20 protein-coding genes are annotated in these 21,956 nt (G+C 69.0%); 7 read left to right on the top strand and 13 right to left on the bottom strand.

The window, feature by feature from the left end:
• The first annotated feature begins 10 nt into the window (after positions 1–10).
• The gene (locus C998_RS0102100) at positions 11–799 is read left to right on the top strand and encodes a gamma-glutamyl-gamma-aminobutyrate hydrolase family protein (protein ID WP_018869192.1); all 789 of its coding nucleotides are present in this window, start codon (positions 11–13) and stop codon (positions 797–799) included.
• Here the strand turns inward: C998_RS0102100 and msrA are convergent.
• From msrA to def, 13 genes are read right to left on the bottom strand one after another with little or no spacing between them, the layout of a single operon-like run.
• Entirely contained in the window at positions 781–1,422 is a 642-nt protein-coding gene (gene msrA, locus C998_RS0102095) for a peptide-methionine (S)-S-oxide reductase MsrA (RefSeq protein WP_018869191.1), read from the bottom strand. The two genes, C998_RS0102100 and msrA, sit on opposite strands and share 19 nt — an antisense overlap.
• A complete protein-coding gene (locus tag C998_RS0102090) occupies positions 1,422–2,609 on the bottom strand; it encodes a PQQ-dependent sugar dehydrogenase (RefSeq protein ID WP_018869190.1) in 1,188 nt (395 codons plus the stop codon). The genes msrA and C998_RS0102090 overlap by 1 nt, the downstream gene beginning before the upstream one ends.
• Positions 2,610–2,636: 27 nt before the next feature.
• On the bottom strand, positions 2,637–3,509 hold the full coding sequence (locus C998_RS0102085; RefSeq protein ID WP_018869189.1) for a DNA-formamidopyrimidine glycosylase family protein: 873 nt from the start codon (positions 3,507–3,509) through the stop codon (positions 2,637–2,639).
• Positions 3,510–3,512: 3 nt separating this feature from the next.
• Positions 3,513–4,472: a lysophospholipid acyltransferase family protein gene (locus C998_RS0102080; protein ID WP_018869188.1), complete on the bottom strand. Its 960-nt coding sequence runs from the start codon at positions 4,470–4,472 to the stop codon at positions 3,513–3,515.
• Positions 4,469–4,813: a tetratricopeptide repeat protein gene (locus C998_RS0102075; protein ID WP_018869187.1), complete on the bottom strand. Its 345-nt coding sequence runs from the start codon at positions 4,811–4,813 to the stop codon at positions 4,469–4,471. Before C998_RS0102075 ends, C998_RS0102080 begins: the two co-directional genes overlap by 4 nt.
• A gap of 33 nt (positions 4,814–4,846) precedes the next feature.
• Entirely contained in the window at positions 4,847–6,301 is a 1,455-nt protein-coding gene (locus C998_RS0102070) for a TrkH family potassium uptake protein (protein ID WP_018869186.1), read from the bottom strand.
• A 10-nt stretch (positions 6,302–6,311) separates the two neighbouring features.
• Complete coding sequence (gene trkA, locus C998_RS0102065) at positions 6,312–7,691, bottom strand: Trk system potassium transporter TrkA (RefSeq protein ID WP_018869185.1); 1,380 nt, start codon at positions 7,689–7,691, stop codon at positions 6,312–6,314.
• A gap of 3 nt (positions 7,692–7,694) precedes the next feature.
• Positions 7,695–9,077, bottom strand: a complete 1,383-nt coding sequence (locus tag C998_RS0102060; RefSeq protein WP_018869184.1) for a sigma-54 dependent transcriptional regulator — start codon at positions 9,075–9,077, stop codon at positions 7,695–7,697.
• Positions 9,074–11,302, bottom strand: a complete 2,229-nt coding sequence (locus C998_RS0102055; protein WP_018869183.1) for an ATP-binding protein — start codon at positions 11,300–11,302, stop codon at positions 9,074–9,076. Before C998_RS0102055 ends, C998_RS0102060 begins: the two co-directional genes overlap by 4 nt.
• The gene (locus tag C998_RS0102050; protein ID WP_018869182.1) at positions 11,287–11,832 is read right to left on the bottom strand and encodes a DUF4390 domain-containing protein; all 546 of its coding nucleotides are present in this window, start codon (positions 11,830–11,832) and stop codon (positions 11,287–11,289) included. The genes C998_RS0102055 and C998_RS0102050 overlap by 16 nt, the downstream gene beginning before the upstream one ends.
• Positions 11,832–13,157 (bottom strand): 16S rRNA (cytosine(967)-C(5))-methyltransferase RsmB, encoded by a 1,326-nt coding sequence (gene rsmB / locus C998_RS0102045; protein WP_018869181.1) that lies wholly within the window; start codon positions 13,155–13,157, stop codon positions 11,832–11,834. The genes C998_RS0102050 and rsmB overlap by 1 nt, the downstream gene beginning before the upstream one ends.
• A complete protein-coding gene (gene fmt, locus C998_RS0102040; RefSeq protein ID WP_018869180.1) occupies positions 13,157–14,149 on the bottom strand; it encodes a methionyl-tRNA formyltransferase in 993 nt (330 codons plus the stop codon). The genes rsmB and fmt overlap by 1 nt, the downstream gene beginning before the upstream one ends.
• Positions 14,149–14,682 carry a peptide deformylase gene (gene def / locus C998_RS0102035; protein WP_026279430.1) on the bottom strand — a complete coding sequence of 178 codons (534 nt, stop codon included), beginning with the start codon at positions 14,680–14,682 and terminating at the stop codon, positions 14,149–14,151. Before def ends, fmt begins: the two co-directional genes overlap by 1 nt.
• 138 nt (positions 14,683–14,820) lie before the next feature.
• Here def and C998_RS0102030 point away from each other — a divergent pair, with 138 nt between their 5' ends.
• Genes C998_RS0102030 through hemF form a run of 6 tightly spaced genes read left to right on the top strand, consistent with a single transcriptional unit; the run spans position 14,821 to position 21,941 of the window.
• Entirely contained in the window at positions 14,821–15,987 is a 1,167-nt protein-coding gene (locus tag C998_RS0102030) for a LysM peptidoglycan-binding domain-containing protein (RefSeq protein ID WP_026279429.1), read from the top strand.
• A 27-nt stretch (positions 15,988–16,014) separates the two neighbouring features.
• On the top strand, positions 16,015–17,163 hold the full coding sequence (dprA, locus tag C998_RS0102025; RefSeq protein WP_018869177.1) for a DNA-processing protein DprA: 1,149 nt from the start codon (positions 16,015–16,017) through the stop codon (positions 17,161–17,163).
• The gene (locus tag C998_RS0102020; protein ID WP_018869176.1) at positions 17,160–17,645 is read left to right on the top strand and encodes a DUF494 family protein; all 486 of its coding nucleotides are present in this window, start codon (positions 17,160–17,162) and stop codon (positions 17,643–17,645) included. Before dprA ends, C998_RS0102020 begins: the two co-directional genes overlap by 4 nt.
• 57 nt (positions 17,646–17,702) lie before the next feature.
• A complete protein-coding gene (locus C998_RS0102015; RefSeq protein ID WP_018869175.1) occupies positions 17,703–20,402 on the top strand; it encodes a DNA topoisomerase I in 2,700 nt (899 codons plus the stop codon).
• A 31-nt stretch (positions 20,403–20,433) separates the two neighbouring features.
• Complete coding sequence (locus C998_RS0102010) at positions 20,434–21,000, top strand: L-threonylcarbamoyladenylate synthase (protein WP_018869174.1); 567 nt, start codon at positions 20,434–20,436, stop codon at positions 20,998–21,000.
• Positions 21,001–21,011: 11 nt separating this feature from the next.
• Complete coding sequence (gene hemF / locus C998_RS0102005) at positions 21,012–21,941, top strand: oxygen-dependent coproporphyrinogen oxidase (RefSeq protein WP_018869173.1); 930 nt, start codon at positions 21,012–21,014, stop codon at positions 21,939–21,941.
• Positions 21,942–21,956: the final 15 nt, after the last annotated feature.

Raw genomic sequence — 21,956 nt, 5'->3', positions numbered from 1 at the left:
GCAGCGTCCGGTGATCGCCGTCACCGGCCCGGACCGTGGCGGCACGCCCGCGTGGCTGTTCACCGCCCTGGCGGTGTGGCGGGCCGGCGGCCGTCCCCTGCGCATCCGCCCCGGGCACCCCCGCCGCAACCGCCGCATCGACGCGCTGATCGTCGGCGGCGGGGCCGACGTCGACCCCGGGCTTTATGGCGAAACCCTGCCAGGGGGCCCTGACACCACTGCCATCCGCCGGGCGGAGCAACGCCTGTCGCAGCGCCTGATCGGCTACGCCTTCTATCCCGCGCTGTGGTTGCTGCGCCGGCTGTTCCAGTCGAAGAGGTCATCGCTGGACCCGGAGCGCGACCGGCTGGAGAAATCCCTGATTCACCACGCGCTGGACGAGCACCTGCCGATCCTCGGCATCTGCCGCGGGATGCAGCTGATCAACGTGGTGCGCGGCGGCAGTCTGCATCGCGACCTGGCCGCGTTCCACGCGGAGACCCCCAACGCCCGCAGCCTCTTGCCGGTCAAACAGGTACGACTGGATCCGCACTCGCGGCTGTCCGCCATCCTTGGCGATGCACCGCTGCGCGTGAACGCCCTGCACGATCAGGCCGTCGACCGCCTTGGCCACGACCTGAAGGTTGTCGGACGCGAACCCTCGCGCGTGGTCCAGGCCATCGAGGCCGGCGGCCGTGATTTCTGTATCGGCGTGCAGTGGCACCCCGAATACCTGCCGCAGAAGGCCCGCCACCAGCGCCTGTTCCGCGCGCTGGTGGCCGCGGCCCGCGAACGGATCGCTCAGACCGGGGACGGATAGGCGACGCGCAGGCCACCCAGGCCGCAATAGCCATCCGGAACCTTCGCCAGATACTGCTGGTGGTAGTCCTCGGCGAAGTAATAGGCCTCCAGCTCGCGGATCTCGGTGGTGACCGGTCCCAGTCCCGCTGCCTGCAGCGCGGCGTTGAAGCGCTCGCGGCTGGCCAGCGCGGCCTCGTAATGGACCGGATCCACGGTGTAGATCCCGGAGCGGTACTGGGTCCCGACATCATTGCCCTGACGCATCCCCTGGGTCGGGTCATGTCCCTCCCAGAAGGTGCGGAACAGGGTCTCCGTCGACACCGCGCGTGGATCGAACACCACCCGCACCAGTTCGGCATGGCCGGTCCGGCCGCTGCAGACCTCGCGGTAGGTCGGATTGGGGGTGTACCCGCCGCCGTAACCCACGCTGGTGGAATACACCCCGTCGAGCTGCCAGAACAGTCGCTCGGCGCCCCAGAAGCAGCCCATGCCGAAGTGGATGATCTCCATGCCATCGGGGTACGGCGGCGCCAGCGGGGTCCCCAGCACCGCATGGCGTTCCGGCACCGGCATGGCCTCGGCCCGTCCGGGCAGGGCGCTCTCGGGCTCCAACATCTGCGGCTGCATCCAGTCGCCGAACATCATTCGCTCCCGTGGTCGCCGGCCGGGCGCAGCCGCAGCAGCTCGCCGGGGTTATGATCGGTCAGCACCCAGATCGCGCCGTCGTGTACGCGCACGTCGCGCACCCGGCGGTTCAGATCGGGCAGTACCTCCACCTCGCTGACCAGCTCGCGATCATCGAAAGTCAGACGGCGCAGGGTACGGTGGGCCAGCCCGCCCGCCAGCAGGTCGCCGTCCCAGTCGGCAAAGGCCGGATCCCGCAGGATCGCCATACCGGAAGGCGCAATCGACGGCGTCCAGTGGTGCAACGGGGAGACCATCCCCTCCTTCTCGGTGATGCCCTCGCCGATCTGGCCGCCACCGTACTCCTCGCCATGGGTAATCACCGGCCAGCCGTAGTTGTTGCCCGGCTCGATGATGTTGACCTCGTCCCCGCCCTGCGGACCGTGCTGGTTCTCCCACAGGACGCCGGTCTCGGGGTCCATCACCATGCCCTGGGAGTTGCGCACGCCATACGCCCAGATCGCGTCGCGCCGGTCCGCATCATCCACGAACGGGTTGTCCGCCGGGATCGTACCGTCGTCATGCAGACGGATGATGGTACCGATGTGGTTGGAGGGATCCTGTGCCTGATGACGGTCCCCGCGGTCGCCGACGCTGATGAACACGTGAGCGTCGTCGTCGAACACGATGCGGCTGCCGAAATGGCGCCCGCCCCGCACGCCCGGCTCGGCGGTAAACAGGGTCTCGACGTCGTTCAGGGCCCCGTCCTCGAGACGCCCGCGCGCCAGACGCGTGGTCAGCCCGCCGTCCACGCTGGCCGCATAGGTAAAGTACAGCCAGCGGTTGTCGGCGAAATCCGGGTGCAGGGCCAGGTCCAGCAACCCGCCCTGATTGCGCGCCCGCAGGTCATCCGGCAGCCCCGGCACCAGTTCACCCCGACCGGAAAAATCCGGGCCGTCGTCGCCGGCCGGGAAATGCCGCAGCGCGCCCGGGCGCTCGCTGATCAGCGCGCCACCGTCGGGCAGGAACGCAATGGCCCAGGGATGATTGAGCCCCTCGTGCAGGATCTCCACCGACAGCCCGTCGGCCGAGGCCTCCACCGTCTCGGGCGACGGGGCCGAGGCCCCGGAGCATCCCGCGACCAGAAAACTGCCGGCCAGCATCGCGGCCAGGCTGCGACGCAGCACGTGAACCGGTTTCGTCATGACGTCTCTCCCCGTGGATGCCTGTTCTCATTGGTCCGAACGAACGCCACCGGGGTTCCGGGACGACCCCGCCACGCCCTCCGGCTGGCAGACCGGACACCACCAGGTCGCACGCCCGTGCTGCCCCAGCAGGGCCCGCCGCACGACGGCGGCACAGCGCCGGCAGGCCTCGCCTTCACGCCCGTAGACGTACAGGAAGGCATCCGGCTCCGCACGCTCCCGCGTGATCCGCGGCCCCGGGCGCAGGTTGCGCCGCAGCAGCCGCACCGCGTCGGCATACAGCGCCCGCAGCACGGGGTCACTCACCCGCCCGACCGGGGTCCGCGGGTGACAGCCATGCAGAAACAGCAATTCCGATTTGTAGACGTTGCCGATCCCCGCCGCCAGCGACTGGTCGAGCAGCACGTCCGCCAGCGGCCGGTCCGCAGCCGCATCCCGGCGAACCCGCGCTACCACCGCATCGACATCCACATCGGTAGCCAGCAGGTCCGGCCCCACCCGGGCATTAAGACGCTCGACATCCGCCGCTTCCGCTCCCACTGCGGGCATCCTGCGCCAGGCCAGTTCGCGCGGGTGGAAACACACCAGCATCCGATCTTCGAGGGTCAGCACCGCATGGGCCTGGTGCGGAGGCTTCGACCACTCCGCACCGCGGGCGTATTCGTGCCAGGTGCCCCACATCCCGAGGTGGGTGCGCAGCAGCCACGGCGTATCGTCAGGCCCGGTCAGCTCCATCAGCAGGTGCTTGCCGCGGGCGCGCAGCGCATCGGCCCGCATCGGGCCGTGCTCGCGCAGCGGCTCGCCGCGTCCGGCGCGGGTCGCCACCGCCTCCAGCGCCGCCCCTTCCAGGCGCGGGCGCAGCATGGCCGCCAGCCGGTGGATGGTATCGCCCTCGGGCATGGGTCAGTAGAGCGGAGGCTCGCCCTCGGGACGCGTGCGGAACAGGCGCAGGGTCCACAGATACTGTGCCGGGGCCTGTTCCACGCCCCGTTCGACGGCGGCGTTCATGGCCCGGGCATCGGCCGCATCGTCGCCCGAGGGGAAGTCCTCCATTGGAGGCCACAGGCGCATCACGTATTCGTCACGGGCGAGGTCGTACCAGGCGAAACTCGGCAGCACCACCGCCCGCGACATGCGCGCCAGCCGCCCCAGGGCGGTCAGCGTGGCCTTGGATACACCGAAGAAATCCACGAACACCGCGCCGTCGGCGCCCAGGTCCTCGTCCGGCAGGTAATAGAAGAACCGCCCGCGGCGCAGCTGGCGAATCGCCGGGCGCAGCCCCTGCTCGCGGGCGAAGATGTCCCCGGAGTAGCGGGTGCGGCTGCGGTGGTTGATCCACTCCAGCACGGGGTTCTTCATCGGCTTGGCGAAGGAGACCCCGTCATACATCTGGCTCATGCGCACCCCGCCGTAATCCAGCCCCAGCGAGTGCGGGGCGAGGATGATCACCGGTGTCCCGTCGGAGCGCGCGCGTTCGTAGTGCTCCAGCCCGTCCACCCGGATGCGCGAGGCATGCTCGCCGGGCTTGCCGAACCACAGCAGGCCATAGTCCAGCACGGTTTGTGCCTGGTAGCGGTAGAAGGCGGCCAGCCGCGCCTCGCGTTCGGCCGCATCCAGCTGCGGGAAGCACAGCTCGAGATTGCGTTCGGCAATCCGGCGGCTGCGCCCCGAGCGGCGGTACAGCAGGCGGCCGATGCCCCGGGCCAGCGCCTGCACCGCCGAACGCGGGATCTGCTGCAGCACCCAGGCCAGCGCCACGCCGACCCAGGTGAGCCAGTAGCGGGGGGCGAAATGCCGCGCGGTCAGCGGCGCCCGGTAGGCACCGACGTCCGCCTCCTCCCCGGGGGCATCCTCACGGCTCATGTGTCCGCATCACCCCCGGCCTCCAGCAGGCGGCGGGCGCGCTTCGCGGAGACCTCCATTTCCTTGACCGCCTGCAGGTCGCCCTTCTCCTCGGCGATGGCCATGCCCCGCTCGCAGACCTCCAGCGCACGCTGCGGGCGCTCCAGGGCGACCAGGGTCTTTGCCAGCAGTTTCCACGCCGCGGAGTAGCCCTCGTCCAGCTCCAGTGCGCGCTCGAGGTGCTCCACCGCCGCCTCCTGCTGGCCATCGGTCACCAGGGCGTTGCCCAGCGAGAAACGCAGCATCGCGGAGTCCTCGCCTCCGTCCAGCATGTTCTGGAAACGTTCGACCATCTGTGACATGGACGACCTCCTGTCCTTGAATTCGCTCCTACCCTAGCGCTGCCAGAACGCCGGGGACAGAAGCACCAGCACGGTGAAGATTTCCAGACGCCCCATCAGCATGGCGAGGATCAGCACCCATTTGCTGAAGTCGTTGATGGACTGGAAGTTCGGCCCCACCTCGCCCAGGCCGGGGCCGAGGTTGTTGAGGGTGGCCGCCACCGCCGAGAAGGCCGTGACCTGATCCAGTCCGGATGCCATCACCGCCAGCATCATCACCACGAACACCATCACATAGGCCGCGAGAAAACCCCACACCGCCTGCACCACGCGGTCCGGGGCCTCCTTGCCGTTGACCTTCACGGCGATGCGCGCATGCGGATGGATCAGGCGCTTCACCTCGCGCATGCCCTGCTTCATCAGCAGCAGCACGCGCACCACCTTGATGCCGCCACCGGTGGATCCGGTGCAGCCACCGACGAACGACAGGAAGATCAGCAGCACCGGCAGAAACCCCGGCCAGAGGTAGAAGTCGTCGGTGGCGTAACCGGTGGTGGTGCCGATGGACACCACGTGGAACGCGGCCCGGCGGAAGGCGTCCGCGCCGTCCGCGGCAAAGCCGGTCACCAGCATGTAGGCCACCACCACGGCCACCGCCGAGGCCATCAGGATCAGGTAGGTGCGCAGCTCCTCGTCACGCCGATAGGGCGCGACCGACGCACGGTGCAGGGCGAGGAAATGCACCGCGAAGTTCATCCCGGCGATCAGCATGAAGACGATCGCCACGCCCTCGATGGCGGCGGAATCGAAGTGGCCAAGGCTGGCGTCGTAGGTGGAGAACCCGCCGATCGCCACGGTGGTGAAGGAATGCGCGATCGCGTCGAAGACCTCCATCCCGGCGACCCAGTAGGCCACCGCACAGGCCACCGTCAGGCCGAGGTAGATGTACCACAGGTTGCGCGCGGTCTCGGCGATGCGCGGGGTCAGCTTGTTGTCGCGGATCGGGCCCGGGGTTTCGGCCTTGAACAGCTGCATGCCGCCCACGCCCAGCAGCGGCAGGATGGCCACTGCCAGCACGATGATGCCCATGCCGCCCATCCATTGAAGCTGCTGGCGATACCACAGCAACGCCTTCGGCATGTCGTCCAGCCCGGTCAGCACGGTGGCGCCAGTGGTGGTCAGCCCCGACATCGACTCGAAGGCCGCATCGGTGAAACTGACGTTCAGATGCGGGTCGAGCACCATCGGCGTCGCCCCGGCCAGGCCCAGACCCAGCCAGAACATCACCACCAGGATGAACCCGTCGCGCGGCTGCAGTTCGCGATGCGCGCGATACAGCGGCCCCCAGAGCATCCCGCCGACCAGCAGCAGCACGATGAACGCCTGCATGAACACGTACGCGGTGGACTCGTCGTAGATAAACCCGACCAGTGCGGGCGGCAGCATGCTCAGGCTGAACAGCGTGAGCAGGATCCCCAGCAGGCGCGCGGTGGAGGCGAGATGGAGCACGGCGGACGGCTCAGAAGAACAGCGGGCTGGGCTGGAACAGGCGCTGGACCTGCTTCACCTTGCCACGGTCGGTGAGGAACAGGATGACGTGATCCCCCGAATGGATCACCGTGTCGTGGTGCGGAATGATGACCTCGTCGTCGCGCACCACGGCGCCGACGCTGGCCCCCTCCGGCAGGTTGATTTCGTCGATCCGGCGGTCCACCACCTGCGAGGTGCGCGAATCGCCGCTGACGACCGTCTCGATCGCCTCGGCCGCGCCGCGGCGCAGGGTATGCACGGTGGCGGTCCCGCCCTCGCGCACCCGGGCCAGCAGGGCGCTCACCGTGGCCTGCTGCGGCGACAGCGCCACGTCGATGGTGCCGCTCTGCAGCAGATCCACGTAGCTCGGGCGGTTGATCAGCGACATCACCTTGCGCACGCCGTAGCGCTTGGCCAGCATCCCCGCGAAGATGTTGGCCTGATCGTCGTTGGTCACCGCACAGAAGACGTCGCTGTGCTCGACGTTGATCGCCTCGAGGAAACGGTCGTCGGCGCTGTCGCCCTGCAGTACCAGCACGTTGCCGGGCAGTTCCCGGGCGAGCTGGTCCGCCCGCTCCGCATCGCGCTCGATCACCTTCACCCGGTAGCGCTTGCTCAGCGCTTCGGCCAGCCGCCGGCCGATGTTGCCGCCGCCGGCGATCATGATCCGCTTGTAGGGCTTCTCCAGCTTGCGCAGCTCGGAGGTGACGGCACGGATGTTCTTCTTCGCCGCGACGAAGAACACCTCGTCGTCGGCTTCCACCACCGTGTTGCCGTCCGGCTGGATGGAACGGTCCTGACGGAAGATCGCCGCGACCCGGGTATGGACCCCCGGCATGTCGTAGCGCAGGTTCTTCAGCTCGTGGCCCACCAGCGGCCCGCCGTAGTAGGCGCGCACCCCCACCAGCGACACCCGTCCCTCGGCGAACTCCAGCACCTGCAGCGAGCCGGGGTGCTCGATCAGGCGCTGGATATGACTGGTGACGATCGCCTCCGGCGAGATCAGCATGTCCACCGGCATCGCGTCCTGGGCGAACAGCTCCGGGGTCTCGTGATAATCGCGGGCCCGCACCCGAGCGATCTTGGTCTCGATGTTGAACAGCGTGGAGCCGACCTGACAGGCCAGCATGTTGACCTCGTCGGAGTCGGTCACCGCCACCAGCATGGACGCGTCGCGCCCCCCGGCCGCATCCAGCACCGACGGATGGGCACCGAATCCGTGGACCGTCTTGATATCGAACTGGTCTTCCAGCTCGGCCAGGCGCTCGGCGCGGTTGTCGACGACGGTGATGTCGATCCCGTCGGCACTCAGGGCCTCGGCCAGGGAATGACCGACCTGACCGGCCCCCAGGATGATGATCTGTTTCATGCGTCAGCCGTCGGATTTCACGCGGCGCGGATCGATGCCCAGCGCCTTGAACTTGCGGTAGAGATGCGTACGCTCCAGTCCGACCCGTTCGGCCAGACGCGTCATGTTGCCCTCGGAGCGTTCCAGCTGCTGCATCAGGTATTCCCGTTCGAACTGTTCGCGCGCCTCGCGCAGGGGCAGGTCGGGGATGGTCACCACCCCCTCGGCGCTCTCTTCTTCCACCCGCCGCGGCTGCCCCGACAGGGTGCGGTCCACCTCGTCGCGGGTGATCTCGTCGCCGGAGCCCAGGATCATCAGGCGCTGGACCAGGTTGCGCAGTTCGCGCACGTTCCCCGGCCACGGATACTGCTGCAGGCATTCCAGGGCCGGTCGCTGGAACGTGCGCTGCGGCAGGCCCTCCTGCTGATGCAGCTGGCGCATATGGTAGTCCAGCAGTTCGGGGATGTCCTCGGCGTGCTCGCGCAGCGGCGGCACGTTCAGCGGCAGGACGTTGAGGCGGTAATAGAGATCCTCGCGGAACAGCCCCTGCTCCACGGCCTCGCCCAGATCGTGCTGGGTGGCCGCCACCACGCGCACGTTCACGCTGATCGGCTGGTCCCCGCCGATGCGCGTGATGCGACCGGTGTCCAGGGCATGCAGCAGGCGCGCCTGAGTCTGCAGGTCCATCTCCGCAACCTCGTCGAGGTACAGCACCCCGCCGGAGGCCTGCTCCAGCAGGCCATAGCGCACCCGCTCGCCCTGCTCGCTGCCGAACAGCTCGGCCACCGCCTCGTCGCCCGACATCGATCCCACCGAGACCACGATGAACGGGCTTTCGCGCCGCGCGCTGCGGGCGTGCAACATGCGCGCGAAGGTCTGCTTGCCGGCCCCGGGCTCGCCGGTGATCAGCACCCAGGTATCGTGCTGGGCCATGCGCTGCACCTGGTCGCGCAGGTTGACCATCACCGCACTGCTGCCGACCGGATCGGTCACCGGGGCGGCCTGGCGCCGCAGACCGGTGTTCTCCCGCTGCAGGCGCGCGGCCTCCAGTGCGTTGTTCAGGGTGATCAGCAGCTTGTCGATGGTCAGCGGCTTCTCGATGAAATCGTAGGCCCCCAGGCGGGTCGCATCCACCGCACTCTCCACGTTGCCGTGGCCGGAGATCATCACCACCGGGCACATCGCTCCCTCGTCCTCCTGCCACTCCTTGAGCAGCGAGATCCCGTCGCCGTCGGGCATCCAGACGTCCAGCAGGATCGCATCCGGCCGCCGGCTGCGCCGCTGGGCCTTGGCCTCGGCCACCGAGCCCGCCAGCGCGACCTGGTAGCCCTCGTCCTCCAGCACGTCGCGCAGCAACATGCGGATGTCGGGCTCGTCGTCGACCACGAGAATGTAGGCGTCGCTCATTGCGGCTGTTCCTCCTCGGCAGCGGACGCCCCGGACGGGCCGCCCTCGTCCACCGGGATGCGGATCACGAAGACCGCGCCGCCCGCCCCGGAATCATCATTATGGCACTCGATGATACCCCCGTGCTCCTCGACGATCTTCTGCGCCACCGCCAGTCCAAGCCCGGTTCCACGCGGCTTGTGCGTCGTGTAGGGCTCGAAGATGCGCTCCAGCAGCTCCGGCCGGATCCCGGGACCGTTATCCCGGAGACGCAGTTCGATCCAGTTTCCGGAGGCGCTTTCGACATGGTCGGTGGAGACGTACACCTCCAGGTCGTCGCCGCGCTCCTGCTCCTCGGCGGCCTCCATGGCGTTACGAACCAGGTTGTGCAGCAGCTGGCGCAGACGACCGCCGTCGGCCCGGATCATCGGCACCCCCTCGCCCAGATCCAGGCGAACCCGCGAGCTGCCGTCCGCGCCCAGATACAGCTCGGAGACGTCGCGCACCAGCTGGTTCACGTCGGTGTGGCCGAGTTCCAGTTTGGGCGCCTGGGCGTAGTCGCGGAAGGCGTTGACCAGGGTCTTCATCGCCTCCACCTGCTGGATGATGGTGCCGGTCGCACGTTCCAGCACCTCGTGATCGGCCCCTTCGAGCACCCGGCCCAGCCGGCGCGAAAGCCGTTCGGCCGACAGCTGGATGGGCGTCAGCGGGTTCTTGATCTCGTGGGCCAGGCGCCGCGCCACCTCGCCCCAGGCCGCATCGCGCTGGGCCTTCAGGAATTCCGTCATGTCATCGAACACGATCGCGTGCAGCCCGCGCCCGGATCCCGGGGTCGGCAGCCAGACCGCACGCGTCATCAGCACCTTGCGCCCGCTGCGGGTGAACACCACCACCTGGCGCGACCATTCCGCCTCGTGCCCGGCCAGCGGATCGCGGATGGCCTCGAAGAACTGGTGCACCAGCGGGCACTCGCGGCCGACCTCGGCGATGTCCCGGGTACGCGCGCCCGGCAGGTCGCATTCGAGGATCTGGCCGGCGGCGTCGTTGGCGGTGCGCAGGCGCAGGCTGCCGTCCAGCGCCAGCACGCCCGAACGCAGGTGCTTGAGCACGCTCTCGAGATAGGCCCGCTCGGCATCCAGCAGCCGGCGGTTGCGCTCGGCCTCGTTGCGCGCCTCGCTGAGGGTGCGGGTCATCGCGTTGAACGACTGCACCAGGAAACCCAGTTCGTCCGCCCGCCGCACCTCCAGCCGGGTGTTGTAGTCCCCGGCGGCGACCATGCGCGTGCCCTGCACCAGATCGGACACCGGCTGCACCAGCCGCCGTGCGACCACCAGCCCGGCCCACAGCGCGGCCATCAGCGAGATCGCCAGCGCCAGCGACATGGTGAAGATGAAGCCCTGGGTGATCGGCCCGCGCAGATAAGCGAACTCGCGGTAATCGGCAAACGCGTCCTGCACCCGCAGGGACAGGGCGCTCATGCGCGGATCCACGGGGTACACGGCCTGCAGGATGCGGTTGTCGGTGCCGGGTCGGCGCGCGGCCGTGGTCGCCACCACGCGGATCACCAGCTGATCATCGGGGCGTGGCTCCAGACGCGAGTAGGGCTGCCCCGGCCGCACGCGCATCAGGATGTCGGAGCTGGGCGGTGACGGCAGCTGGCGGATGGGGCTGTCGGTGCTCGACGCGATGATGCGGTTGTTGGCGCCCACCAGGGTCAGCTCCTGCGCTCCCAGACTGCGCCGGTAATCGTTGAGGGTCAGCCCCATCAGGCCCTCGGAGACACCTTCCAGATCTTCCATGATCTCCTGGGTCTCTTCGGCCAGCTGGCGCACGCGCAGATCCAGCGAGGAGCGCGACAGTTCCAGCGCGTCTTCCAGCGCCGAATCCACGCGCACGTCGAACCACGAGTCCACGCCTTCACTGAGAAATTCGTAGGAGAAGTAGTACACCACCGAGACCGGCAGCACCGCGACCAGCATGAACCCGCCGACCAGGCGCAGGGTCAGGCGGCTGCCCGGCACCCCGTGGCGGTACTGCCAGAACATGCGCACCACCTGATAGATAATCAGGCCGGCCAGCACGATCAGCACCGCGGCGTGGAACACCAGCAGCCAGATGAACAGCTGCTCGAAACGCGCCTGGTGCTGGGCCGCGTCCCCCATCACCAGCAGCGAGGCCAGCAGGAGGACGAACAGCAGGATCATCCCCAGCAGCCCCCAGGGCAAACCCTTCAGTCGAGCGACCATCCGTACCATTCCTGTCGGGCCGTGAGTTCGCCGCGCAGGCCGGCGTCCAGCTGCAACGGCAGCGGCAGCGCGGTGTAGTCCAGCGACAGCCGGGCGTTCAGGCGGTGGTCACCCGGGGCCTCGCGCAGCGCCTCGGGGACGTCCTCCAGCCGGATCCGCCCCAGGCGGCGGGCACTCTGCTCCAGGGCATCCCCCAGCGTGGGGCGCAGCTCCATGCGCTCGCCATCCCGCGAGGTCACCAGATAATGTCGGTTGAGGGGGTAGTAGCGCAGCTGCACGCGGTTCTCCGCGCGTACCAGCGGTCTCCCCGGCAGCATGCGGTCGGGCTCCGCCTGCGCCTCCAGCCGGAACCCCAGGGTCACGCCGTTCTCCAGCGCGTCCACCAGCACCTCGGGCAGGGCCATGTCCAGGTCCAGGCGCGCCAGCAACGTGGTGTCATCCAGCCACAGGTGACTGGCCTCGCGGATCTCGAGCGCCGGGGCCACCCCCGGCGCCAGCACCAGCACCAGCAGCCAGACGAGCCGCCGCATCAGCCCGCGACCTTCTCCAGCAGGGCATAGTAGAACCCGTCGCCACCGGCCAGCCCCGGCGGGATGGACACCCCGGAGGAACGGGACAACGCCCCGGGAATCGGGCTTTCCGCGCCCGTCTCCACGGCACGCGCGTCACCGGTCGCCTCGACGAACGGGGTCACGACTTCCTGGTTTTCCGCGTCCAGCAGGGAACAGGTCGCATACAGCAGGCGTCCGCCCGGACGCAGCAGGTCCCAGGCCGCGCGCAGCAGACGGGCCTGTTCGGCGGCCAGACGCGGGATGTCGTCCGCGCGGCGCAGGGTCTTGATGTCCGGATGCCGGCGAATCACGCCGGTGGCGGAACAGGGCACATCCAGCAGGATCGCGTCGAACGGCCGCCCGTCCCACCAGGCGTCGGTGTCGCCCAGATCGGCCGCGGTCAGCGTGGCCTCCTGCTGCAGCCGGTCCAGGTTCTCGCGCACCTGTTCCAGGCGCGTGGCGTCGCTGTCCAGGGCCACCAGATCCAGCTCGCCGCCGGCACGCTCCAGCAGATGCCCGGTCTTGCCGCCCGGAGCGGCGCAGGCATCCAGCACCCGCTCGCCCGGGCGCGGCGCCAGCAGATGCGCGGCCCACTGCGCGGAAACGTCCTGAACCGACAGCCGGCCGTCACCGAACCCCGGCAACGCGGTCACGTCGGTGGCCGCCTCGAGCGTCAGAGCACCCTCGGGAGCCTCGTGCAGCCGCGCCTCGAAGCCCGCCTCGCGCAGCGCCGCCAGCGCCTCGTCCGGGCTCCAGCGTCCGGTATTGACCCGCAGGGTCAGCGGGGCCTCGCGCAGCAGCTCGCCCAGCACGGCCTCCGCGCGCTCGGGCCACCCGGCCTCGATCGCCTCGATCAGCCACGCCGGGCAGGCATGCCGCAACACCGGGTCCTCGGCGATGCGGGCCTCCAGCGCATCGGTCTCGCGCAACGCGCGACGCAGGATCGCGTTGATCAGCCCCACGGCTCCGGGCCGATGGATGCGACGCGCGGTCTCGGCGGTCTCGCGCACCGCCGCGTGATCGCGGGTGGAGAAATGCAGGATCTCCGCCAGCCCCTGGGCCAGCAGCACGCCGATCACGCCGTCCTTGCGCCGCAGTGGCCGGTCCAGGCTTTCACGCACCAGCGCCTCCAGCTGCGGATACCAGCGCAGGGTGGTGTACACCAGGGCGCGGGTCCAGGCGGCCTCGCGCACCGGGAGATCCGCCACCGCGGGTTCCAGCACGCTGTTGAGCGAAGCCCCGTGCAGCACCACCTGTTCGGTGGCTTCCACGGCGCACTGGCGGGGGGCAGGCTGGCGGGCCATCAGGTATCACCTCCGAGTCGCTGACCGGTCAGATCACCGGTATTGGCCCAGTCGGCGGCACTCACCGGCCGCCGGCCGGGCAGCTGCACGCGCTCCAGCCGCAGGAGGCCGTCGCCGGTCATGACGTCCACGCCCTCGCCGCCCGCGGCGACGATAGTGCCCGGCGCGGCATCGGCGGGCGTCACGGTCGCCGCTTGCTCCGTCTCAACGGGCCGGGCGGCATGGATGCGCAGGACCGCCTCGCCGTCCGGCAGCCGGGTCCAGGCGACCGGCCACGGGTCGAAGGCGCGCACGCGGCGGTCCAGCTCGCGGGTCGGCTGAGCCCAGTCCAGTCGCGCCTCGTCCTTCTCGAGCTTGGCGGCATAGGTCGCCCGGGCATCGTCCTGCGGCTCGGGCACCGACTCGCCACGCGTGATCGCCGGCAGGCGCTCCACCAGCAGTTCCGCCCCCATCCGCGCGAGGGCGTCGTGGACCTCGCCGGTGGTCGCACGCGGGCCCAACGGCAGCCGCCGGCAGGCGTGGACCGGGCCGGTATCCAGCCCCGGGGCCATCTGCATCAGGCACACGCCGGTCTCGTCATCGCCGGCGAGGATCGCGCGATGGATGGGTGCCGCCCCGCGCCAGCGCGGCAGCAGCGAGGCGTGGATGTTCACCCCGCCCAGAGGCGGGATCTCCAGCACCGCGCGCGGCAGGATCAGCCCGTAGGCCGCGACCACGAGCAGGTCCGGCTGCCATTCGGCCAGCCGCGCCCGCGCCTGCGGATCCCGCAGCGATTCCGGCTGCTCCACCGGGATCCCGGCGGCCGTCGCGACCTGCTTCACCGGCCCCGGACGCAGCTTGCGGCCCCGGCCCGCCGGGCGGTCCGGCTGCGTGTAGACCGCGACCGGCGGGTGACCCGCCGCGATCAGGGCCTCCAGCGCGGGAACCGCGAAGTCGGGGGTTCCCGCGTACACGATGCGCGGCGCCGGGGCGTCCCTGTCGGCAGCCGCCATCAGACCGCGGGCGCCGCGGCCTTGCCGGAACCGCCGGCGCGCGCGCCCTGCTTCTCCAGTTTCTTGCGGATGCGACCGCGCTTGAGACTGGACAGGTAGTCCACGAACAGCTTGCCGTCGAGATGATCGATCTCGTGCTGGATGCACACCGCCAGCAGCCCGTCGGCCTCGGCCTCGAAGGGCTGGCCGTCGCGACCCAGCGCGCGGAAGCGGATCCAGTCCGCGCGCCGCACCTTCTCGTAGTAACCGGGCACCGACAGGCAGCCCTCGTCCATCTCTTCCTCGCCCCGGGTCTCGAGGATCTCCGGATTGATCAGGGCCCAGGGCTGGCTCTGGTCCTCGGAGACGTCGGCCACCAGGACACGCTTGTGAACGTTCACCTGCACCGCCGCCAGGCCGATGCCCGGTGCCGCGTACATGGTCTCGAACATGTCGTCCACCAGTGTGCGGATGGAGTCGTCCACCTCGGCGACCGGTTCGGCCTTCTGCCGCAACCGGGGATCGGGAAAGTGGAGAATTTCTCGCTTCGCCATGAAAAACCTCAATCTTTGTGCTGTACAGTCCCGTCAATTCTGCTAACGTTGGACCGCATCATCCGCCGAAGCGTCACCGAATTCGGACCGGGCCACAGGATGGCCCCGGGGAGTGCGGACCTGACAGGGGAAACCATGATGTTGAAAACCAGAGCGACCACGACCTCTTTCGTGCTGCCGGGCGTACTGTTCAGTGTAACGCTGTTTCTGGGGGGCTGCGCGGCCACCGGAGACACTGACACCGGCAGCGGCGCCGAAGATCCCGAGAACCGGACTGCCGAAACCGCCACCCCGGACAACGGGGAACGCCAGGAGACCAGCGACTCCGCCACCGAGGAAACTCCGGAGATCCGGGATTCCGCGCCGGAGCGCTACGTCGTCAAGAAGGGCGACACCCTCTGGGACATCTCCGCCATGTACCTTGACGAACCCTGGTACTGGCCGGAGATCTGGGCGGTGAATCCGGAGATCGAGAACCCGCACCTGATCTATCCGGGTGATGTCCTGAGCATCCACTACGTGGACGGCGAACCGCGCATCACGGTCGACGGCGGCCCGCGCGTGCGGCCGACCAAGCGCCTCTCGCCGGAGGTCCGCGTGGAGGAGCTCGACGACGATACCCCGCCGATCTCCACGCTGCAGTCGTTCATGTTCCAGCCGCAGGTCCTCGACGAGGAGACCCTGGAACAGGCGCCCTACATCGTGGCCGCGGACGACGATCGCGTGATCTACGGCCCGGGCGACCGGGTCTATGTCCGCAATGCCGAGGACACGGAAGAATACGAGATCTACCACATCGTCCGGCGCGACGAGATGCTGCTGGATCCGGACACCGGCGAGGAACTGGGCGTCGCCACCATCCCGGTGGGTGAAGCCGAGATCGTCGAACCCGGGCACGTGGCGCGTGCGAACATCCGCCGTGGCGAACGCGAGACCATCCGCGGCGACCGCCTGGTTCCGTTCGCGGAAGAACAGGACATGCTGTTCGAGATCGGCCGCCCGCCGGAAGGCATCGACGGTCAGGTCATCAAGCTGTTCGATGCGATCAGTCAGATCGGGCGCTACCAGGCCGCGGTCATCAACCGTGGCGCGCGGGAAGGGGTCGAGAACGGTCAGGTGTTCGCCGCCTACACCGCCGGCCGCACGGTGCGCGACCCGATCGCCGGGACCAACGAGTCCGTGGACCTGCCCGAAGAACGGGTCGGCGAGGTGATGGTCTTCAAGACCTTCGAGAAGGTCTCCTACGTGCTGGTGACCGAATCCGAGCGCACGCTGCGCGAGGGGTACACCGTCCGCCATCCGTAAGCCATGAGCACCAGGGCGGATTCCGCGATGGAACGCGAGTCCCGCAACGACGCAGCCACGGCCGGGGTCGACCCCGGGCCGTGGCTGCGTCTTTTGCATACCCCCGGACTGGGGCCACGGCGCATCCAGCGCCTGCTGGAGGCCTTCAGCTCGCCACAGGCCGCGCTGGCCGCGCCCGCCCGGCAGTGGAGGGACGCCGACGTCGGCGTGGCCCCGCCGGAAAACCCCGACGATGACCACCCCGGCGTGGCGGCCGACCTGGCCTGGGAGCGCGCGGACGAGCGTCACCGCATTCTGTGTCGCGACGATCCCGACTATCCGCCGCTGCTGACGCAACTGCCCGACCCCCCGCCGGTGCTGTTCCTCAACGGCGACCCGACCCTGCTGACCGCACCGCAGGTGGCCATCATCGGCAGCCGCGACGCGACTCCGCAGGGACTCAAGCTGGCCCGCGAGTTCGCTCGCGAGCTGGCGAGCGCCGGGGTCACCATTACCTCGGGTCTGGCGCGCGGGATCGACGGCGCCGCCCATCAGGGCGCACTGGACGCCCCGCAGGGGCGCACCACTGCCGTGGTCGCAACGGGCCCCGACCGCATCTATCCGGCCGCGCACCGGCGGCTCGGGCACCGCATCGCCGATCACGGCCTGATCGTGTCGCTGTGGCCGACCGGCACCCAGGCCCAGGCCGGACACTTCCCGCAGCGCAACCGCGTTATCAGTGGCCTGGCACTGGCCACCCTGGTGGTGGAAGCGGGCGACAACAGCGGCTCGCTGATTACCGCGCGGCTCGCCGGAGAACAGGGCCGGCAGGTCTACGCCGTCCCGGGCTCGGTGTTCAGCCCGGTCAGCCGGGGCTGCCACCGGTTGATCCGCGAAGGGGCGCAACTGGTCGAGACCGCCGGCGAGATCCTCGACGACCTGGCCGACTGGCTGGGCGTCCCGGCCGCCCCGCAAGCCCCGGGGCCGGCGCCCGCCGAGCCGGTGGATCCGGAGCACGAAAAGGTCCTGCAGGCGATGGGCTTCGACCCGGTGGACATGGAAACCCTGCGCAGCCGGACTCAATTGACCATCGACACGCTTTCATCCATTCTCGTTTTACTGGAACTCAATGGCCGCGTGGCCGCCCTCGATCACGGGCGCTATCAGCGCCTCGACGCAGGATCCCCCGAATCATGAACGAAAGCGTGCTGGACGTGCTCATGTATCTGTTCGAGCACACCCTCGACGAAGAATCCGAGGCCGAACCCGATCGCGGCGAGCTGCAGCGGCAGCTGGTCGAAGCCGGTTTTGCGTCCGGCGAGATCGAGCGCGCCCTGGGCTGGCTGGACCGGCTGATGAGCGAGGCCCCGCTGGCCAGCCGCGGCGGTGACAGTGCGGCCTGCCGCGTGTTCGCACCCGAAGAACGCCAGCGCCTGAACATGGAAAGCCGTGGCTTCCTTCTCAATCTGGAGCAGAACGGTCTGCTCAGTGCCGGCACCCGCGAACTGGTGATGGACCGCGTGATGGAACTGGACGCCGAGGAGATCGACCTCGACCAGCTGCGCTGGGTGGTACTGATGGTGCTGTTCAACCAGCCGGACGACGCCGTCGCCTACTCCCGGCTCGACGAGGTCATGCGCGACCATATCGGCCCCACCGAGATGGATTATCTGCACTGACCCCGGCGTCACCGCCTCCCACGGAACCCGCCGCCACCGAGACGGTCCCGAGTCCCCATGAGCAAGCACCTCGTCATTGTTGAGTCCCCCGCCAAGGGGAAGACCATCGAGAAATACCTCGGCCCCGAGTATCAGGTCATGGCCTCCTACGGCCATGTGCGCGATCTCGTGCCCAAGGAAGGGGCGGTGGACCCGGAGGACGGGTTCCGCATGCGCTACGACGTGATCGAGCGCAGCGAAAAGCAGATCGACGCGATCGCGAAGGCCCTGAAGAAGTCCGACGACCTGATCCTCGCGACCGACCCCGACCGCGAAGGCGAGGCGATCTCCTGGCATCTCTACGAGGTCCTGCGCGAACGCGGCCTGCTGGAAGGCCGCAACGTCTACCGCGTGGTGTTCCACGAGATCACCAAGAAGGCCATCCAGGAGGCGATCGAACAGCCGCGCGAACTCGCCCAGCCGCTGATCGACGCCCAGCAGGCGCGCCGCGCGCTGGACTACCTGGTCGGCTTCAACCTCTCGCCGCTGCTGTGGCGCAAGATCAAGCGCGGGCTGTCCGCCGGGCGCGTGCAGAGCCCGGCGCTGCGCATGATCTGCGAGCGCGAGAACGAGATCGAGGCCTTCGTCCCGCAGGAATACTGGACGCTCGACGCGAAGGCCGAACGCGAGGGCCAGCCGTTCACCGCGCGGCTGACCCACCTGGACGGCAACAAGCTCCAGCAGTTCGACCTCAACAGCGCCGAGCTCGCCCACGAGGCGCAGGGCCGCCTGAACGAGGCCGCGAACGGTGAACTGCGCGTGGCGAAGGTCGAGAAGAAACAGCGCCGCCGCAACCCGGCCGCGCCGTTCACCACCTCGACCCTGCAGCAGGAGGCCTCGCGCAAGCTGGGCTTCAATGCCAGCCGCACCATGCGCACCGCCCAGCAACTGTACGAGGGCATCGACCTGGGCTCCGGCGCGGAAGGCCTGATCACCTACATGCGAACCGACTCGGTCGCGCTGGCCGGCGAGGCGATCGGCGAGGCCCGCGGCCTGATCGAAGAGCGCTACGGGCCCGACAACCTCCCGGACAGCCCGCGCCAGTACAAGACCAAGTCGAAGAACGCGCAGGAGGCCCACGAGGCGATCCGCCCGACCTCGGTGCGACGCATCCCGGACGAGATCCGCAACCGTCTGACCAGTGACCAGGCCCGGCTGTACGACCTGATCTGGAAGCGCACCGTCGCCTGCCAGATGATCCACGCGACCTTCGATACCGTGGCCGCCGATCTGGTCCCGGGCGACAGCGAACACCGCTTCCGCGCCACCGGTTCCACCCTGCGCCACGCCGGCTTCATCGCGGTCTATCAGGAGGGCCGCGACGACAGCGCGGACGACGACGAGGACAAGCGCCTGCCGGAGATGGCCGAGGGCGACACCGTCGCGCTGCACGAGGTCACCGCCGATCAGCACTTCACCGAGCCACCGCCGCGCTACACCGAGGCCAGCCTGGTGAAGACCCTCGAGGAATACGGCATCGGCCGCCCGTCGACCTATGCCAGCATCATCTCGACCCTGCAGTCGCGCGAATACGTGGAGATGGACGGCAAGCGCTTCATCCCGACCGATACCGGCCGGATCGTGAACAGCTTCCTGACCCGGCATTTCGATCGCTACGTCGACTACGACTTCACCGCGAACCTGGAAGACGAGCTGGACGCGATCTCGCGCGGGGAAAAGGACTGGGTCCCGGTACTGGAGGACTTCTGGTACGACTTCCGCGACCGGGTCAAGGAAAAGGAAGAGAAGGTCACCCGCGCCGAGGCGGTGCAGTCGCGCGAACTGGGCACCGACCCGAAAAGCGGGCGGCCGGTCAGCGTGCGTCTGGGCCGTTTCGGGCCGATCGTGCAGATCGGCACCAAGGACGACGAGGAGAAGCCGCGCTTCGCCGGGCTGCTGCCCGGGCAGAAGATGGACAAGATCACCCTCGAAGAGGCGCTGGAGCTGTTCAAGCTGCCGCGCGAGCTGGGCGAGACCCCCGAGGGCGAACCGGTGATGGTGAACATCGGGCGCTTCGGACCATACGTGAAGTACGGTTCCAGGTACGTCTCCCTGGGCCCGGACGACGACGTCTGGACCATCGAGCTGCCGCGCGCCCTGGAACTGGTGGCGGAGAAGAAGAAAAAGGACGCCGAACGCTTCATCAAGAGCTTCGACGACGAAGGCATCCAGGTGCTGAACGGTCGCTACGGCCCCTATGTCACCGACGGCAACAAGAACGCCAAGGTGCCCAAGGAGACCGATCCCAAATCCCTGACCCTGGAGCAGTGCCAGGAACTGATCGCCAACGCCCCCGAACGCAAGGGGCGCGGTCGCAAGGGCGGCAAGGCCGCGGCCGGCAAGTCGGGTGGCGCGAAGAAGACCGCCTCGAGCGCGTCGAAGTCGACCGGGTCGAAGGCAAAGGCCACGGGGTCGAAATCCACGGGGTCGAAATCCACGGGGTCGAAATCGTCGAGTTCCAAATCTGCGGGTTCGAAGGCATCGACGGCCAAAGGTTCGGGCACAAAGGCCACGGGCACGAAGTCCGCGAGTACAACATCGAGCAAGTCGAAAACAACCGCGACAGGCAGCAAGTCCTCCGGCAAGGCCGCCACGAAAAAATCCGGTGGCAACTCGTCCGAGGGCAAATCGGGCGGCAAATCCGGGGGCGACACCGGATCCGGGGAAACCCCGGCGACCAGCGATACCGTGACCGCCAGCGGCCGTGACTCCGGCTGATATCCCGGCCCCCGGGACCCGCACGAACTCCGTGGAAGCCGTAGCGCGCATCCTGCGTGCCGGTGGCGTGGTGGCCTACCCCACCGAAGGGGTCTTCGGTCTGGGCTGTCGCCCGGACGACCCGGCCGCCGTACGCCGCATCCTGGCCCTGAAAGGCCGTCCCGACGCCAAGGGCCTGATCCTGATCAGCGACCGTCTGGAGCGCCTTGCCGGATGGCTGGCCCCCCTGGAAGCCGACGCGCGTGTCCGGGTGGAGGCCAGCTGGCCGGGGCCGGTCACCTGGCTGTGGCCGGCCGCCCCGGATTGCCCGGCCCTGCTGCGCGGCGAGCACGACACCCTGGCGGTACGCGTCACCGCGCATCCCCCGGCCCGAGAGCTGTGTGCGGCCGTGGAGAGCGCCCTGGTCTCCACCAGCGCCAATCCCGCCGGCGAGCCGCCGTGCACCGATGCCGCCTGCGTGGAACGCCGCTTCGGCGACGGGGTGGATGTCATCCTCCAGGCCGAATGTGGCGACCTGGCCGGGCCCACCGCCATCCGCGATGCCCGCACCGGCGCCTGGCTGCGCGGCGGCGACACCGAACCCGAAACGGATCATTGAGAGGAGCCCACATGGCCCGCGAAGACGACGTCTCCATCGATCGCGTAACCGAATACCTGCGGGGGCTGCAGGACCGCATCTGTGCCGGTATCGAGGAACTCGACGGCGAGGCCGGTTTCCACGAGGACGCCTGGGACCGCCCGGCCGGCGGTGGCGGGCGCACTCGGGTACTGTCCGGCGGCGCGACCTTCGAACAGGCCGGGGTCAACTTCTCGCACGTGATGGGCGACACCCTGCCGGCCTCGGCCACCGCCCACCGTCCGGAACTCGCCGGGCGCTCGTTCCAGGCCGCCGGGGTCTCGCTGGTGATCCACCCGCACAATCCCTATGTGCCCACCTCGCACGCCAACGTGCGGATCTTCGTCGCAGAAAAACCGGGCGAGGATCCGGTGTGGTGGTTCGGCGGCGGCTTCGACCTGACGCCCTACTACGGCTTCGACGAGGACTGCATCCACTGGCACCGCACCGCCGAGGCCGCCTGCCGGCCGTTCGGCGAGCACCTCTACCCCGAGCACAAGAAGTGGTGCGACGACTACTTCTTCCTCAAGCACCGCGGGGAACCGCGCGGCATCGGCGGGCTGTTCTTCGACGACTTCAACGAGGGCGGCTTCGAGCACGCCTTCGGCTACATGAAGAGCGTGGGCGATGCCTACCTCGAGGCCTATGCCCCCATCGTGCGCCGCCGCCGCGATCTCGAATGGGGCGAACGCGAACGCCAGTTCCAGCTCTACCGCCGCGGGCGCTACGTGGAGTTCAATCTGGTCTACGACCGGGGTACCCTGTTCGGCCTGCAGTCCGGCGGGCGCACCGAGTCCATCCTGATGTCGCTGCCCCCGCTGGTGCGCTGGGAATACAACTACCGGCCGGAAGCCGGCACCCCGGAGGCCGAACTCTACGAGCGCTACCTGGTGCCCCGCGACTGGCTGGCCGAGGCTGACTGAGAAAACCCGATCGAG

It is taken from the genome of Thioalkalivibrio sp. ALgr3 (assembly GCF_000377325.1).
Lineage (GTDB): Bacteria > Pseudomonadota > Gammaproteobacteria > Ectothiorhodospirales > Ectothiorhodospiraceae > Thioalkalivibrio.
This window is presented reverse-complemented; position numbering and strand designations above follow the sequence as displayed.